The organism is Mucilaginibacter sp. (genome assembly GCF_039921305.1).
GTDB lineage: Bacteria > Bacteroidota > Bacteroidia > Sphingobacteriales > Sphingobacteriaceae > Mucilaginibacter.
Map to the genome: position 1 here is coordinate 88,487 of NZ_JBDSCA010000072.1, position 14,145 is coordinate 102,631.

A 14,145-nucleotide genomic window follows, 5' to 3' on the forward strand; every position below is an offset into this window, starting at 1 on the left:
GCAGTTGCATTATAAAGTTTACTCATTATATTTGCACTCGCATAAAAACACTTGATTTAACAATAGTAATGAGAGAAATACAATTCAGAGAAGCACTTCGCGAAGCAATGAACGAAGAAATGCGCACAGACGAGACAATTTATCTGATGGGTGAAGAAGTTGCCGAGTATAACGGCGCTTATAAAGTAAGCCAGGGTATGTTAGATGAATTTGGCGCGAAACGTGTTATTGATACGCCAATTTCTGAATTGGGTTTTGCAGGTATCGCCATTGGTTCGGCTATGAACGGCTTGAAACCGATTGTTGAATTTATGACTTTCAACTTCTCGTTAGTTGCTATCGATCAGATCATCAACGGCGCTGCCAAGATTATGAGTATGAGCGGTGGCCAGTTCTCTGTGCCTATCGTATTCCGTGGCCCAACTGGTAACGCGGGTATGCTGAGTTCACAACACAGCCAATGCTTTGAAAACTGGTATGCAAACTGCCCGGGCTTAAAGGTGATTGTACCATCAAACCCGTATGATGCAAAAGGACTGTTAAAATCAGCTATCCTTGATCCGGATCCTGTTATCTTTATGGAATCGGAACTAATGTACGGCGATAAAGGTGAAGTGCCTGAAGAAACTTACTACATTGAAATAGGTAAAGCCAAAGTGGTTAGCGAAGGTACCGATGTTACCCTGGTTGGTTTTGGTAAAATAATGAAGGTAGTTATTTTGGCTGCGGCTGAACTGGCTAAAGAAGGCATCAGCGCTGAAGTTATTGACTTACGTACCGTTCGCCCTATTGATTACGCTACGGTTATCGAATCGGTTAAAAAAACAAACCGTTTGGTTATTGTTGAAGAAAGCTGGCCTTTAGGCTCTATCGCTACAGAGGTTGCATTTAAAGTACAAAAGGATGCTTTTGATTATTTAGATGCGCCTATCCTGCGTATCATGGGTGGTGATGTTCCGTTGCCTTATGCTCCAACATTGATACAAGAGTACCTGCCAAACCCTGAGAAAGTGGTTAAAGCGGTTAAAGAAGTAATGTACGTTAATAAATAATTTCACTTTTAAATATTTGAAAAGGCTCCGACAAATCGGGGCCTTTTTTGTTTAACTTTAAACTACGCTCATGAAAAGAATAGCTTTAACTATAATTGTGCAGATAGCTATACTTGCTAATCTTTCAGCTCAAAATGTCCAAAAAACGGAGTATAAGATTTCATCCGAAATAGCACAAAAATATAATCGGATTATTAAACTAATTAAAGGGGACAAGTCACATGATTTATCAAAATTGATAGTTTATCCTTTAAAAATGCAAAACCCGTTACCAGACATTCAAACTCCGGAACAATTTGTTTCAAACTACACCATGTTGTTTGATGCGGCGTTCAAAAAGAAACTCCAACACTATCGCGACACAATCATTTTTGAACACAATGGCGCTTATGGATTGGTAGGCGGCCTATTTGATGGCGATTTGTGGATGAACGATGATGGAAAGTTAACTGGCATAAACTACGATTCGAAACAACAAATACAGAAGCGCAGTCAACTAACCAAGCATATTCAAAGTCAAACGTATCTAACCGTTAACTCATGGAAAAGAAATATTATTGTTGGGAAATCGGACAAATTATTGATTAGAGTTGATTTGATGTCCAACAATAGCATCAGGTATGTATCATGGAGTAAGGGTAAATCTATTGCAGACAAGCCAGATCTAATTTTGCTTAATGGCAAAGAAGAAGCTCAAGGTACAATGGGCGGCTGGACATGGACATTCAAAAGTGGTGACTGGATTTATATTGTAGACGATGTGGAAATGTGTGAAGATAATAAACCTCAAAACTGTGGCTTGTTTTTGAGGTTATCATATAAAGGTATTGACAAAAGTTCAATACGACTTAAAGAAATTAAATAACGTTTACAATGGATACTACCGCAACAATGCACATCATCAACTTTATTAAAGGCATAGGCATTAAGGTTGATTATGAAACTATAGAAAAGGAAACTTTTGTACCTGGTATTTCCATTAAGGATGGTGGGATTATTGTTGACCCTACCCGGTTGAAATATCCCGGCGATATTTTGCATGAGGCGGGGCATATCGCGGTAACACCTAAAAACAAGCGGAAAGATCTGAACGATAATGTGGATGCTTTTGCGGAGCAAGGCGGGAATGAAATGGCAGCTATTGCATGGTCGTACGCGGCGTGTAAACATTTGGGGATAGATAGCAGCGTGGTATTTCACGCGGATGGTTATAAAGGTGGTAGTGAATCGCTGATCGAGAATTTTGATAACGAGCGGTATTTAGGTGTACCGATGCTGCAATGGTACGGTATGACGTTTGATGCTGCAAAAGCAGCCGAATTACAGGTTGAGCCTTATCCGCATATGACCAACTGGTTATCGCAACAACAGGTTTTAAACGACCCGCTGACAGAAAAAGATAAGATGATAAGCGGTGAGCCATACCGCCCTACTGATGCGGAGTTAATTCAACTTCGTGCCGATGTGAGAAAAAAGCTGGGTGTATACAACCAGGTAGGGATGCATGAAAGTAAGGTACAATATGGTTTACTTAAACAGATGCTTGGTGAGTGTGGCGAAAACAGTTGGATAGAGCCACCTTTTTATTGTGATTATGGGTTCAATATCATCATGGGGAAGGATTCGTACATGAATTTTGATTGTGTGATCTTAGATGTGGCCCCGGTAACTATTGGCGATAACGTGATGTGCGGTCCGAAGGTGCAATTATTAGCAGCTACGCATGTTCTTGATCCGCAGGAGCGCAATTTTTCGGGAACTGAATTAGGGAAGCCTATTAATATAGGTAACCGGGTTTGGCTGGGCGCGGGTGTTATTGTTTGCCCCGGTGTTACTATTGGCGATGAGGCTGTGATAGGTGCCGGCAGCGTGGTTACGCGTGATATCCCGCCAAGGGTATTTGCAGCGGGTAACCCTTGTAAGGTGATTAAGGCTATTGAATAACTACATCCTTCCTTCCCACTCGCCGTAAAATTGCTCCAGGTATTGCTCCATAAATTGGTGGCGTTGCTGGGCTATTTGTTTGCCGGTTTTGGTGTTCATTTTATCTTTTAGCAGCAACAGTTTTTCGTAAAAGTGGTTGATGGTTGGGGATAAGGTGTTTTTGTATTCCTCTTTACTCATGCTGAGGTTTGGTGGGATGGCAGGATCATAAAGTTCACGATTTTTAAAGCCTCCGTAAGTGAACGCGCGCGCTATACCTATGGCGCCTATGGCATCTAACCTATCGGCATCTTGTACTACCTGTAACTCTAAGGAGTTGAACTTAACCTCATCAAAACTGGCTTTGAACGACATGTAACGGATGATCTGTTGAACGTGTTCTATCACATCCGCGTTAGCGTTAATGCTTTTTAAGAACGCACCTGCGGTTTGCGGGCCAATTTCTTCGTCGCCGTTGTGGAACTTACTATCGGCAATATCATGCAGCAGGGCGGCTAATTCTACTATCAGCATGTCAACCCGCTCCTGACTGCCTATCAGTTTGGCGTTGTTCCAAACGCGTTGGATATGGAACCAATCGTGTCCGGCTTCGGCACCTTGCAGGGTTATTTTTACGTATTGGGCGGTTTGTTTTATTAATTGCTGATTGGTATCCATTTAAGTTAATTGTAATCTACAATAATGGTTGGTAACAGCGTAGCGTAGTTTAGTGGAACCTGATCATGAGCTATGATGGGCACATGCTTTTGGTGAAAATCGAGTATCGCTTTCATGGCAGCAGGTTTAATTGCTCCTGCAGGTTTGTAGTTATAAGTGAATTGGATTACAAAATCATACGATTCAACTTCTTTCGGGATCACCCATTTGCCATTGGTTCGGCGCAAGGCATCGGTTGCGGGCTGCGTAAGGATATAATCATCGGCATAGTAAACTACGATGCTGGTTAAAAAACCTTCGTTATCTGCTGTGAATTTTATGATTGCCGAACCAGAGGCTTTTGCTTTAACTATGGCAGGTGTTACAATCAGGTTATCTTTAAAGAATAAAAGCAGACTATCCACACCGCCTTTAAAGGGTTGTGGCAGTTCCTTTTTAACAACTTCTTTTGGAGCGTCGTCGGCGTGTTCTTTTTTGGCGGCTTTCTTTTTTTGGGCGAAGGCGCTGCTAAACAATAAGATCGCGATAGCTAAAGCAAAAATCCTCTTCATAGTTTATTCTTCTGGTTTTGGTTCTCTTTTACTACCGTCGTATAGTTCGTATTCTAATAAACGGCAGTCTAATTTACCATTATAAAATTCAATTTTGCGGGCCGCTTTCAAGCCTATTTTTTTAGCCAGATCGGGATTACCGGTGAAGATATAACCCTTGTAGCCTTTGCATTGCTGCTTCATAAAATCGCCAATACGTTTGTAGGTGGCTTCTAATTTGAAGTGTACACCTAAACGCTCGCCATACTCGGGGTTAAAAAATACTACTCCGGGAGTTTCTGGTACTTCGGTTTCGGCAAAATCGCAAACGGCAAAATCAATCAAATGGTCCACTCCGGCGGTTTTAGCATTTTTGCGGGCTATATCAACCGCATCGTCGGATATATCGGTAGCAACAATTTTAAAGTCGATCTGTTTGATGGCTTTATCCTTCAGGATGCGGCGCTCGTTAAAAAACACCTGCTCATCGTAGCCTAAAATGTGCATAAAGGCATAGTTCATCCTGAAAAAGCCCGGTGGTTTATCGGTAGCCAGCAAAGCCGCTTCGATGGCCAAAGTGCCCGAACCGCACATCGGGTTAATGAAAGGTGATTTTTTATCCCAACCGGTAGCCATAATGGTTGACGCGGCCAAGGCCTCGAGCATTGGCGCCTTGCCTGGAATTTTGCGATAGCTGTGTTTAGCAAGAGTTTCGCCGGAGGTGTCGATGAAGATCTCGGCATTGTCATCCTGCCAATACAGGTGGATAACTGCTTTATTTAGATCGGGGCCAGAGTTTGGGCGGATGCCTTTTACCTGTTTGATCCTATCTACAATAGCATCTTTAACCTTTACGTTGGCATAAAGCGGGGTTAAAATATGCTCGTTGTTTACGTTTGAGGTTACGGAAAAGTATCCGGCAAAGTCGATCAATTTTTCCCATTCAATGGTAACCAGGTGGTCATACAGTTCTTTTGGATCGGCGGCTTTAAAGCTACCTAAAGAGTATAATACCTGGCTCACGCAACGGAGGTTGATATTGAGCGGAATACAATCGTTAACGGAACCCTCCAGCTCAAGGCCGGTTTGGAATTCGCGTTTGATATCGAAGCCCAGCGCTTCTACTTCTTCACGTAAATAGGAAGATAACCTTTTATTACAGGTTAGGATGATTTTGCTTGGAGTGTTGAAAACTTGCATAATAAATTGTGCGAATTTACGTATTAAATACTCCCGTTTTTATTTCATATCACTTAACTTTACATTTTTAATTAAACAATTATGGAGATCAAAGGGAAAGTACACGAAGTATCTGCAACTGCACAGGTTACAGAATCACTTAAAAAAAGAGAACTAATACTTGAATATATAGAGAACCCACAATACCCTGAGTACCTTAAATTTGAGGCCATACAGGATCGTTGCGCATTATTAGACAATGTTAAGGTTGGCGAAGATGTTGAAGTTTTCTTTAACCTGAAAGGCCGCCCGTGGACTGACAAAACCGGTAAAAAGAGCTACTTTAACTCGATGCAGTTGTGGAAAATAAATGTTTTGGGTAATGGCGCTGCCGCTGCTACACCAGAATATGCCGCTCCTGTTAACCTGAGCGCTGCTCCGGGTGAGGATGATGACCTGCCGTTTTAATTAACCGGTAGTACATTTAAGATAAAAGCGTTATTGTGGGGAAAGCCGCAACCTCTATATAATACAGATTCGATTGTTATGATCGACCTGCCTATGTAGAGATTGCCACGCTATCGCTCACAATGACGCTTTACCATTTTTGTGCCAGCCTGTCCTCCGACGCATGGCTAAAGGACACACCCCTCCGCCCCTCTCGAGAGGGGAATCACACAGGGCCAAGGCTTTTTCCTGCTGTTAAGTTTTAGAAAATTATTTTTCCGAATGAGGTAACCAATGATGCGATGCGAACGGCATCAAAAACGCGTTCTTCGGTTGTTCCTAATTTGATGAGGGAATCTTCGTGCGAGTTTACGCACATTTCGCAGCCGTTTACTGCTGATATGGCAAGGCTCATCAATTCAAAAAACTCTTTACCGGTTACTGGTTTCATCATGATCTGCATGCGGATGCGCGCGGGGATCTGGGTATACTTTTCTTTTTGGGTAAAGTGACGGAAGCGGTAAAAGATGTTGTTTGATGCCAATAATGACGCACAGGCTGCTGCTTCGGCAACATCGGCTGCGGTAGCGCCCTGCTCTTCGGCGTATTTGGTGAAGTAATTTGTTAGTGGTTTGTTGTTGTTATTTACAGCGGTGCTTAATCCTAACAGAGCACATTCTTTTGTGCTGAGGTGTTCTGATGTTAGGGTGCTGGTAAAGTTTAGTTTCAGATCACGCAAGTAACGTGATTCGCCGGCTTCTAACAGGCTCAGGCTGCTGGTGCGGTAATCGGCGTTTAGGTTAACGCTTTGGAGTATTTCGGTTATGATATCTGTAGTTTCGCTCATGGTGTGGTTAATGAGTTATTTGTTATTTGAGGGTCTTACCCTCGCTTGTCATTTGAAATGGCTTGAGTTAGCTGTAGACCTATTGCCTGGTTAGTCGCGCGCAAAAGATTTCTCAGTCGCTCCTCCTTCGAAATGACAAGGTGGGTTTTGAGATTTTATTTTTATAAAAAATCCCCAATACTATATAGTAAAGGGGATAGTATAATTATTGGGTGCGCTTAAATTAAGCTGTTAAAGTTTCTTGACCTTTTTCCCAGTTGCAAGGGCAAAGTTCGTCGGTTTGTAAACCATCTAACACACGTAAAACTTCTTTAACGTTACGGCCTACACTTAAGTCATTAACCGATACCCAACGGATGATACCTGTAGGATCAACGATGAAAGTAGCACGGTAAGCGATTTTTTCTGTTGGCTCTAATATGCCTAAGTCTTCGGCTAATGATTTTGAAGTATCAGCTAGCATTGGGAATTTCAAATCGCGCAAATCGTCGTGATCTCTTCTCCATGCAGCGTGAACAAATTCAGAATCGGTAGATGCGCCAATTAAGCGGGCATCACGGTCACGGAATTCGCCGTAAGCTTTGTTGAATTCAGCAATTTCGGTAGGGCAAACAAAAGTAAAATCTTTTGGCCACCAGAACATCACTGTCCAAACGTTATCGTCATTTACCAGGTAATCAGAAGTTAATGTTTCAAACTCTTTACCTTTTTCAATGCTCACTACAGCAGTTTTGGAAAATGAAGGGAATTTTTGTCCTATGGTTAACATAATTGTAAGTTTTTAAATGATTTGTTGATACAAATATAGCCATAAAAGCCTAAGCCTGTAAATTCTATTATTCTATAGCATATAGAATTTATCTATAGTTATTTTGGTAATTATAGCTATTGAAGATAATAGCTAATTCTTTTAATGGAAAACTGATGGATTTTGCGTATATTAGTGATGATGGATAAAGGAATAAAGAGCAAAGAATAAAGATTAAAAAATCTTACTTTATCCCCCCCTCTTTCATAATGATTGAAGCCTGCCTGTCGGCAGACAGGGATTGAGTTTTTGAAGGATTGAATAAAAGATTTAAATAAAACCTACTTTATCCCCCCCTTGGCGATTTGAAAATTATTATAATGACCATTGGTAGTTTAGACCCTACCGGTTATTATACAATCTGTATCTTAATCGACTGCTAAAGTTTTCAACAACTTGTAACAAGGCTATTGTTTTTGCATCTTAGATTTAAATATAATTGACCACTATGAAAATTAATTACGTATTATCAATAAGTGCGCTGCTTGCCCTAAGTACAGCCACTTATCAAGGTTTTGCACAAGTTAAAACCAAGCCGGCACCATCGCCTAAAAGCAAACCTATAGCGGCTAAAGATCAGCTTTCGGCTCAAATACTACCAACAGACCCGGCGGTATTGATAGGCAAGCTCCCAAACGGTTTAACTTACTACATCCGTAAAAACGTTCAGCCAAAAAACAGGGCCGAACTTTATTTGGTGAATAAAGCGGGTTCGGTTTTAGAAACTGATGCGCAGCAAGGTTTGGCTCACTTTACCGAGCACATGGCTTTTAATGGTACAAAAGATTTTCCTAAAAATGAGCTGGTTAATTATCTGCAAAAATCGGGTATTAAGTTTGGTGCCGATTTGAACGCCTATACATCATTTGATGAAACGGTATATCAATTGCCATTACCTACCGATAGTGTTAAGATATTTGAAAAAGGCTTCACCATTTTAGCCAACTGGGCGGGAATGGTAAGCTTTGATACCGACCAGATCAACAGCGAGCGTGGTGTTGTTTTGGAAGAAGAACGTTTACGCGGCAAGAATGCCAGCGAACGTATGCAGAAACAAACCTTGCCGGTTTTATTGAATAACTCGCGCTATGCCGTGCGTTTACCAATTGGAAAGGAAGATATATTGAAAAACTTTAAGCCCGAAACCATTAAGAGCTTTTACCATGACTGGTACCGCCCGGATTTGCAAGCGGTTGTAGTTGTTGGTGATTTTGATGTGAAAAGAGTTGAAGAACTGATCAAAGCAAATTTTTCGCAATTGAAAAACCCTGTTGGTGAAAAACCACGTACTAAATACAATATTCCGGCAAGCGTTGGTACAACGGTAAAAATTGTGACCGATAAAGAGCAGCCTTACACAATTGCTCAAATTATTGTAAAACACCCGGGCAGCGTTACTAAAACCGAAGCCGGTTATTCAAACAGCATCCGCCACAGCTTATTCAACAGCATGCTGAACGCGCGTTTAGGTGAGCTGACTCAAAAGGCAGATCCGCCGGTATTATATGGCGGTGCAAGCTATGGCGCTTTTTTAGGTAACCTTGATGCCTTTACCACTATAGCGGTTGCTAAACCAGGCGAATTGGAAAAGGCAGTTAAGGCGGTGGTTGCCGAAACAGAACGCGCCCGCAAATTTGGGTTTAACCAAACCGAGCTCGACCGTGCTAAACTATCGGTTATGACGGCTATGGAAAGCGCTTACAAAGAGAAAGACAAAACAAAATCGGTAAACTATGTACGTGAGTACCAGGCTAACTTTTTAAAAGGTGAAGCTATACCTGGTATAGAGGTTGAATATAACCTGTACAAAAAGTTTTTGGATCAGATCAAACTGAGCGAGATCAATACTTTAGCCGGTAAATTTATCAGCGATCAGGACCGTAATGTTATTGTACAGGCTCCTGAAAAAGACAAAGATAAATTGCCAACTGAGCAAACCTTGTTAACCTGGATAAAAGATGCATCGAACGGTGTTACGGCTTATGTTGATAATGTAAGCAACAAGCCACTGTTAGAAAAAATTCCGACAGGAAGCAAAGTAGTATCGGAAACTAAAAATGCCGCTATTGGTACAACAACCCTTGTTTTTGGCAATGGCGTTAAGGCTATTTTGAAACCCACTGACTTTAAAAACGACCAGATACTGATCAATGGCTTTAGCTTTGGCGGTACATCATTAGCGAGCGATGCTGATTTCCGTTCGGCTAACATGTCTGATGATTTGGTAAATGGCAGTGGTATTGCCGATATTGATGAGATCAAACTTGATAAAATGATGACTGGTAAAAGGGTTAGCATATCGCCATATGTTAGCGAAACCAGCCAGGGGATCAATGGCAGCTCAACGCCTAAAGATTTTGAAACTGCCTTGCAATTGCTTTACCTTTATTATACTCAGCCACGCAGCGATGCAAACATCTGGCAGTCGACTTTAACGCAGATCAAATCAACTTTAGCCAACCGTGGCCTTGATCCGGCTACTGTATTTGCGGATAGTGTTGCGGCGGTTTTAGGCAACCACAATATCCGCAGAATGCCTACTACCTTAGCTACTTTGAATGAAGCTAACCAGGATAAGGCTTTCGCTTTTTACAAAGACAGGTTTGCAGACGCGAGCAGCGCTACATTTGTAATAACCGGCAGCTTTGAAGTTGAAAAAATTAAGCCTTTATTGGAACAATACTTAGGCGGTTTACCAGCAACCAACCGTAAAGAAACTTATAAAAATCTGGGTATACATGCTCCGGCTGGTCAGCTTACCAAAACCGTTTATAAGGGTATTGGAGATAAGAGCAATGTACAATTGGTATTTAGCGGCGCTTATGATTATAACCAAGCCAACAACATCCAGTTAGATGCTTTGGGCGAGGTATTACAGATCAAATTAATTGAGCGTTTGCGTGAAAAAGAAAGCGGTGTTTATTCGCCGGGTGTTAGGGCAAGCTATTCAAAACTGCCTACCGGCCGTTACAGCATTGGCGTTTACTTTAGTTGTGCACCGGTAAATGTTGAGAAGCTGATTGCCGCTACAATGGAAGAGATAGCCAAGATTAAGAAGGAAGGCGCCCAATTGGTAGATATTCAGAAATACACTGCCGAAGATAAACGCAGCACTGAGCTACAATTGAAAGAGAATGGTTTTTGGGCCGGTCATTTGATTCGTACTGCTCAATACCAGGAAGACCCGGCCGCGGTATTGAACCACAATAAAGATTTAGAGCAGGTTACTGTTCAAAGCACTAAAGATGCCGCCAACAAATACTTAGGCGACAATCTGATCAAATTTATTTTGTATCCGGAGAAGAAATAACCGGAATAACATCCCGTAAGGAAATAACTTATAATAAAGGTCCCGCTATATTGGCGGGACCTTTATTTTTACAAGCCACAAGCAAAACCGCCTTAGCATTGTATGTAGATGGTGAGCACACCTGGTCAGGATATTGTACGTCAGTGGTTCCGGGATAAAAGCTGGGAGCAGTTCGCGTTTCAGCGCGAGATGGAAGAGGTATACCTTGCCGGGAACTCGGGCTTACTGAACGCCCCAACGGGCAGCGGTAAAACCTATGCTATGTTTTTGCCCTTCCTGGAAGAGTTTATCAACAAGCACCCTACCGATTATCAAACCCGCCAGAATAATGGCCTACTGATGCTTTGGATAACGCCTTTGCGGGCCTTGACCAACGACATCCGCAAAGCCATGCAAACTGCATGTGATGAGTTAGGATTACCCTGGCGGATAATGAGCCGAACGGGAGATACATCTGCCGCCGAGAAGGCTGCTCTAAAACGTAAGCTACCCGAAGTTTTGTTGACCACTCCCGAGAGCCTGCACTTGATGCTGGCGCAAAAGGACTACCCAAATCTGTTCAAGAGCCTGGAGGTTGTTGTGGTAGATGAGTGGCACGAGCTATTAGGCACCAAACGGGGTGTGCAGGTTGAGTTGGGTTTTTCGAGGTTGAAAGGATTGAAACAGAATCAAGAATCAAGAACCAAGAATCAAGATACTGATTCGGAAGTCTTGAATCACGAGCCGGGCTTTTTGCCTCTTAAAATATGGGGAATAAGCGCCACTATAGGCAATTTGGAAGAGGCCGCCGAGGTGCTTTTAGGTAACTCTTTCCCGAAAGACAAGATCAAGATGGTACGTGCGAAGATCGAGAAGAAGATCGTGATCGAATCGGTAATCCCTCAGAGTGTTGAGACCTATTCGTGGGCGGGGCACATCGGGGTGGCTTTGTTACCTGAGGTGATGGAGATAGTAGCGAAAAGCAAAACGACCTTGATATTTACCAATACCCGGTCGCAGTCAGAAATTTGGTACCATGCCATTTTGGATAAGTACCCGGAGTACGCCGGTATTATGGCTATGCACCATGGTTCGCTGGACAATGATATCCGTAACTGGGTAGAACAGGCTTTACATAACGAGGCTCTGAAAGTGGTGGTGTGTACTTCAAGCTTAGATTTGGGGGTGGATTTCAGGCCGGTTGATACGGTGGTTCAAATAGGCAGTCCAAAGGGAGTTGCCCGGTTTATGCAGCGTGCAGGTAGAAGCGGTCACCATCCGGGAGCTATTTCAAAGGCTTACTTTGTGCCTACACATTCGTTGGAATTATTAGAGGGTGCCGCTTTGAAGCAAGCTTTGAAGAATAGTGTATATGAGAGTCGGGATCCTATTTTGTTAGCCCTGGATGTGCTGATACAGTATATGGTTACACTCGCCGTGTCGGACGGCTTCCGTGCAAACGAACTATTCAAGGAGGTTAAGGCCACTTTCGGCTATGCCGATTTAAAAAGAAGCGAGTTTAATGAGTTGCTTGATTTTATAACTCACGGTGGTAAAACCCTGGCTCAATACGATGAGTTTTTAAAGGTTGAAATTGAGAAGGGTGTCTATAAAGTGAACAACCGTAGGGTTGCCATGCGGCATCGCTTAAGTATTGGTACCATCACCAGCGATGTAAGCATCCGGGTGAAATGGATCAGCGGTGGTAGTTTGGGTACTATTGAAGAGTCGTTTGTGTCACGATTGAAACCGGGCGATAATTTTTGGTTCGCGGGGCGGAGTTTGGAGTTTGTGCGGATCAAAGAGATGAGCGCCTATGTTAAAAAGTCCAACAAGAAGAAGGGTATGATACCGAGTTGGATGGGCGGGCGAATGCCTTTATCATCACAACTATCAGCGGTGCTCCGTTATAAGTTAGACGAAGTGGCGCAGGGGATTGAGACGGATATTGAAATAAAAGCCCTAAAGCCATTGTTTGAGATCCAGAAACTGGAATCACATTTACCGCGCAGCAATGAGTTTTTGATAGAGCATTTTGAATCGCACAATGGGCATCACTTGCTCTTCTACCCATTTGAGGGAAGATTGGTTCACGAGGGCATGGCATCTCTATTAGCCTACCGTATCTCTAAGATCAAAAATGCCAGTTTTTCTATTGCCATGAATGATTATGGCTTTGAACTGCTTACCGATGATGATTTGCCTTTACAGGAAGCCTTACAAAAGAACCTATTTACCATTGATAACCTGTTGGATGATATCCAACATAGTTTGAATGCCAACGAAATGGCCCGCCGCCGTTTTCGTGATATAGCGCATATTGGTGGTTTGATATTTACTGGCTATCCCGGCCAACCGGTAAAAGGGAAACATTTGCAGGCCAACTCCTCGTTGTTGTTTGATGTGTTTAGCGAGTATGAACCTAATAATTTATTAGTGAGGCAAGCTTATAACGAAGCATTGGCTTTTCAACTGGAGGAGTTTAGGCTACGCGCGGCGTTGCAGCGTATTCAAAAACAGAAGATCATCATTAAGCACACCGAACGGCCCACGCCATTCGCGTTTCCGATATTAGTAGACAGCCTGGGCCGTGAAAGACTCACCACCGAAACGCTTGAAGAACGCATCACTAAAATGACCAAGCAATATGAGTGGGATCACAAGCCGGAATCTTCCCCCCGGAAACCGATCAGGAAACGTGGGCTTTAAATCTCTACAAAAGGCATAGCACGTGCCAATTCACTAACGTTGTTTTTTAAAGCCGGGTCGTTGCTGATGATGTCTTCCAGTTCTGTATCGCAGGATACATTCAGGATCACAAAGAATTTATGCTGGTTGTACAGATCGCCACTGATGGCAACTTTTCCGCTTGAGCGCAGCATATCGTAATAGTTTATTTGCTGGGCCAGACAAATTTCCGTCTTTGATTTGTTGTTCCGCTGTTTCTCTTCAAAAAACAGCATTACCTGGTGTGGGTTTTTATAGTCGATCATAAGGTTGTTTAGTATAGTTTATAAATAGCTTACCTCCGTTAAAATATTGCCGGGAGCGTTAAAGTAAAAGCCATAGCCACCGCGCAGGTTGCCAGGTTTTTGATCTAACGGAAATCCCCTTTGTACAAGACGATCATAAACCTGATTTACTTTATCTTTTTCATCAAATAAAAATCCGATGTGAAAAGCATCTGGATAAACCAGGTTACCGTTCTTATTAAACGCTGCCGACATCAGTACCAGCGTAAAATCGTCCTCTCCTTTTAATATCGCCAACATATTATCTCCCTTTACATCAATACATTTAAAATCAAAGTATTGTGTAAAGAATGTAACACATTCGGCAACGTTATCTACCGGTAAATTGACGTGGTTCAGTTTCATTTTAATCTATGCTTT

At 42.5% G+C, this 14,145-nt stretch carries 13 protein-coding genes; 6 read left to right on the top strand and 7 right to left on the bottom strand.

Annotation, left to right across the window (positions count from 1 at the left end):
* The first annotated feature begins 68 nt into the window (after positions 1-68).
* The 3 genes from ABIN91_RS20555 to ABIN91_RS20565 all read left to right on the top strand — a co-directional run bounded on the left by ABIN91_RS20555 (position 69) and on the right by ABIN91_RS20565 (position 2,996).
* The gene (locus ABIN91_RS20555; RefSeq protein WP_348053432.1) at positions 69-1,052 is read left to right on the top strand and encodes a pyruvate dehydrogenase complex E1 component subunit beta; all 984 of its coding nucleotides are present in this window, start codon (positions 69-71) and stop codon (positions 1,050-1,052) included.
* Between the two features lie 70 nt (positions 1,053-1,122).
* A complete protein-coding gene (locus ABIN91_RS20560) occupies positions 1,123-1,917 on the top strand; it encodes a hypothetical protein (protein WP_348053433.1) in 795 nt (264 codons plus the stop codon).
* Positions 1,918-1,925: 8 nt separating this feature from the next.
* Positions 1,926-2,996: a sugar O-acetyltransferase gene (locus tag ABIN91_RS20565; RefSeq protein WP_348053434.1), complete on the top strand. Its 1,071-nt coding sequence runs from the start codon at positions 1,926-1,928 to the stop codon at positions 2,994-2,996.
* Here the strand turns inward: ABIN91_RS20565 and ABIN91_RS20570 are convergent, their stop codons facing one another.
* The 3 genes from ABIN91_RS20570 to ABIN91_RS20580 are packed head-to-tail and all read right to left on the bottom strand — an operon-like array spanning position 2,997 to position 5,383.
* Complete coding sequence (locus ABIN91_RS20570; protein ID WP_348053435.1) at positions 2,997-3,653, bottom strand: HD domain-containing protein; 657 nt, start codon at positions 3,651-3,653, stop codon at positions 2,997-2,999.
* A 5-nt stretch (positions 3,654-3,658) separates the two neighbouring features.
* Entirely contained in the window at positions 3,659-4,204 is a 546-nt protein-coding gene (locus ABIN91_RS20575; protein WP_348053437.1) for a hypothetical protein, read from the bottom strand.
* Between the two features lie 3 nt (positions 4,205-4,207).
* Positions 4,208-5,383 (bottom strand): class I SAM-dependent RNA methyltransferase, encoded by a 1,176-nt coding sequence (locus ABIN91_RS20580; RefSeq protein WP_348053439.1) that lies wholly within the window; start codon positions 5,381-5,383, stop codon positions 4,208-4,210.
* A gap of 81 nt (positions 5,384-5,464) precedes the next feature.
* Between ABIN91_RS20580 and ABIN91_RS20585 the strand changes: the two genes are divergently transcribed.
* The gene (locus ABIN91_RS20585) at positions 5,465-5,830 is read left to right on the top strand and encodes a DUF3127 domain-containing protein (RefSeq protein ID WP_348053442.1); all 366 of its coding nucleotides are present in this window, start codon (positions 5,465-5,467) and stop codon (positions 5,828-5,830) included.
* Positions 5,831-6,071: 241 nt separating this feature from the next.
* Here the strand turns inward: ABIN91_RS20585 and ABIN91_RS20590 are convergent, their stop codons facing one another.
* Entirely contained in the window at positions 6,072-6,656 is a 585-nt protein-coding gene (locus tag ABIN91_RS20590) for a carboxymuconolactone decarboxylase family protein (protein WP_348053444.1), read from the bottom strand.
* A gap of 223 nt (positions 6,657-6,879) precedes the next feature.
* On the bottom strand, positions 6,880-7,425 hold the full coding sequence (locus tag ABIN91_RS20595; RefSeq protein ID WP_348053446.1) for a peroxiredoxin: 546 nt from the start codon (positions 7,423-7,425) through the stop codon (positions 6,880-6,882).
* Positions 7,426-7,912: 487 nt separating this feature from the next.
* Between ABIN91_RS20595 and ABIN91_RS20600 the strand changes: the two genes are divergently transcribed.
* Both ABIN91_RS20600 and ABIN91_RS20605 read left to right on the top strand, forming a co-directional pair.
* Positions 7,913-10,774 carry an insulinase family protein gene (locus tag ABIN91_RS20600; RefSeq protein ID WP_348053447.1) on the top strand — a complete coding sequence of 954 codons (2,862 nt, stop codon included), beginning with the start codon at positions 7,913-7,915 and terminating at the stop codon, positions 10,772-10,774.
* A gap of 108 nt (positions 10,775-10,882) precedes the next feature.
* Positions 10,883-13,462, top strand: a complete 2,580-nt coding sequence (locus tag ABIN91_RS20605; protein ID WP_348053448.1) for a ligase-associated DNA damage response DEXH box helicase — start codon at positions 10,883-10,885, stop codon at positions 13,460-13,462.
* Here ABIN91_RS20605 and ABIN91_RS20610 read toward each other — a convergent pair.
* Both ABIN91_RS20610 and ABIN91_RS20615 read right to left on the bottom strand, forming a co-directional pair.
* Positions 13,459-13,746: a hypothetical protein gene (locus ABIN91_RS20610; RefSeq protein ID WP_348053449.1), complete on the bottom strand. Its 288-nt coding sequence runs from the start codon at positions 13,744-13,746 to the stop codon at positions 13,459-13,461. The genes ABIN91_RS20605 and ABIN91_RS20610 overlap by 4 nt on opposite strands.
* 18 nt (positions 13,747-13,764) lie before the next feature.
* Positions 13,765-14,130 (bottom strand): VOC family protein, encoded by a 366-nt coding sequence (locus ABIN91_RS20615; protein WP_348053450.1) that lies wholly within the window; start codon positions 14,128-14,130, stop codon positions 13,765-13,767.
* Between the last annotated feature and the right edge of the window lie 15 nt (positions 14,131-14,145).

Coding starts and splice junctions, on each gene's coding strand:
- ABIN91_RS20555 (WP_348053432.1), top strand. CDS start 69: ATGAGAGAAATACAATTCAGAGAAGCACTTCGCGAAGCAATGAACGAA.
- ABIN91_RS20560 (WP_348053433.1), top strand. CDS start 1,123: ATGAAAAGAATAGCTTTAACTATAATTGTGCAGATAGCTATACTTGCT.
- ABIN91_RS20565 (WP_348053434.1), top strand. CDS start 1,926: ATGGATACTACCGCAACAATGCACATCATCAACTTTATTAAAGGCATA.
- ABIN91_RS20570 (WP_348053435.1), bottom strand. CDS start 3,653: ATGGATACCAATCAGCAATTAATAAAACAAACCGCCCAATACGTAAAA.
- ABIN91_RS20575 (WP_348053437.1), bottom strand. CDS start 4,204: ATGAAGAGGATTTTTGCTTTAGCTATCGCGATCTTATTGTTTAGCAGC.
- ABIN91_RS20580 (WP_348053439.1), bottom strand. CDS start 5,383: ATGCAAGTTTTCAACACTCCAAGCAAAATCATCCTAACCTGTAATAAA.
- ABIN91_RS20585 (WP_348053442.1), top strand. CDS start 5,465: ATGGAGATCAAAGGGAAAGTACACGAAGTATCTGCAACTGCACAGGTT.
- ABIN91_RS20590 (WP_348053444.1), bottom strand. CDS start 6,656: ATGAGCGAAACTACAGATATCATAACCGAAATACTCCAAAGCGTTAAC.
- ABIN91_RS20595 (WP_348053446.1), bottom strand. CDS start 7,425: ATGTTAACCATAGGACAAAAATTCCCTTCATTTTCCAAAACTGCTGTA.
- ABIN91_RS20600 (WP_348053447.1), top strand. CDS start 7,913: ATGAAAATTAATTACGTATTATCAATAAGTGCGCTGCTTGCCCTAAGT.
- ABIN91_RS20605 (WP_348053448.1), top strand. CDS start 10,883: ATGGTGAGCACACCTGGTCAGGATATTGTACGTCAGTGGTTCCGGGAT.
- ABIN91_RS20610 (WP_348053449.1), bottom strand. CDS start 13,746: ATGATCGACTATAAAAACCCACACCAGGTAATGCTGTTTTTTGAAGAG.
- ABIN91_RS20615 (WP_348053450.1), bottom strand. CDS start 14,130: ATGAAACTGAACCACGTCAATTTACCGGTAGATAACGTTGCCGAATGT.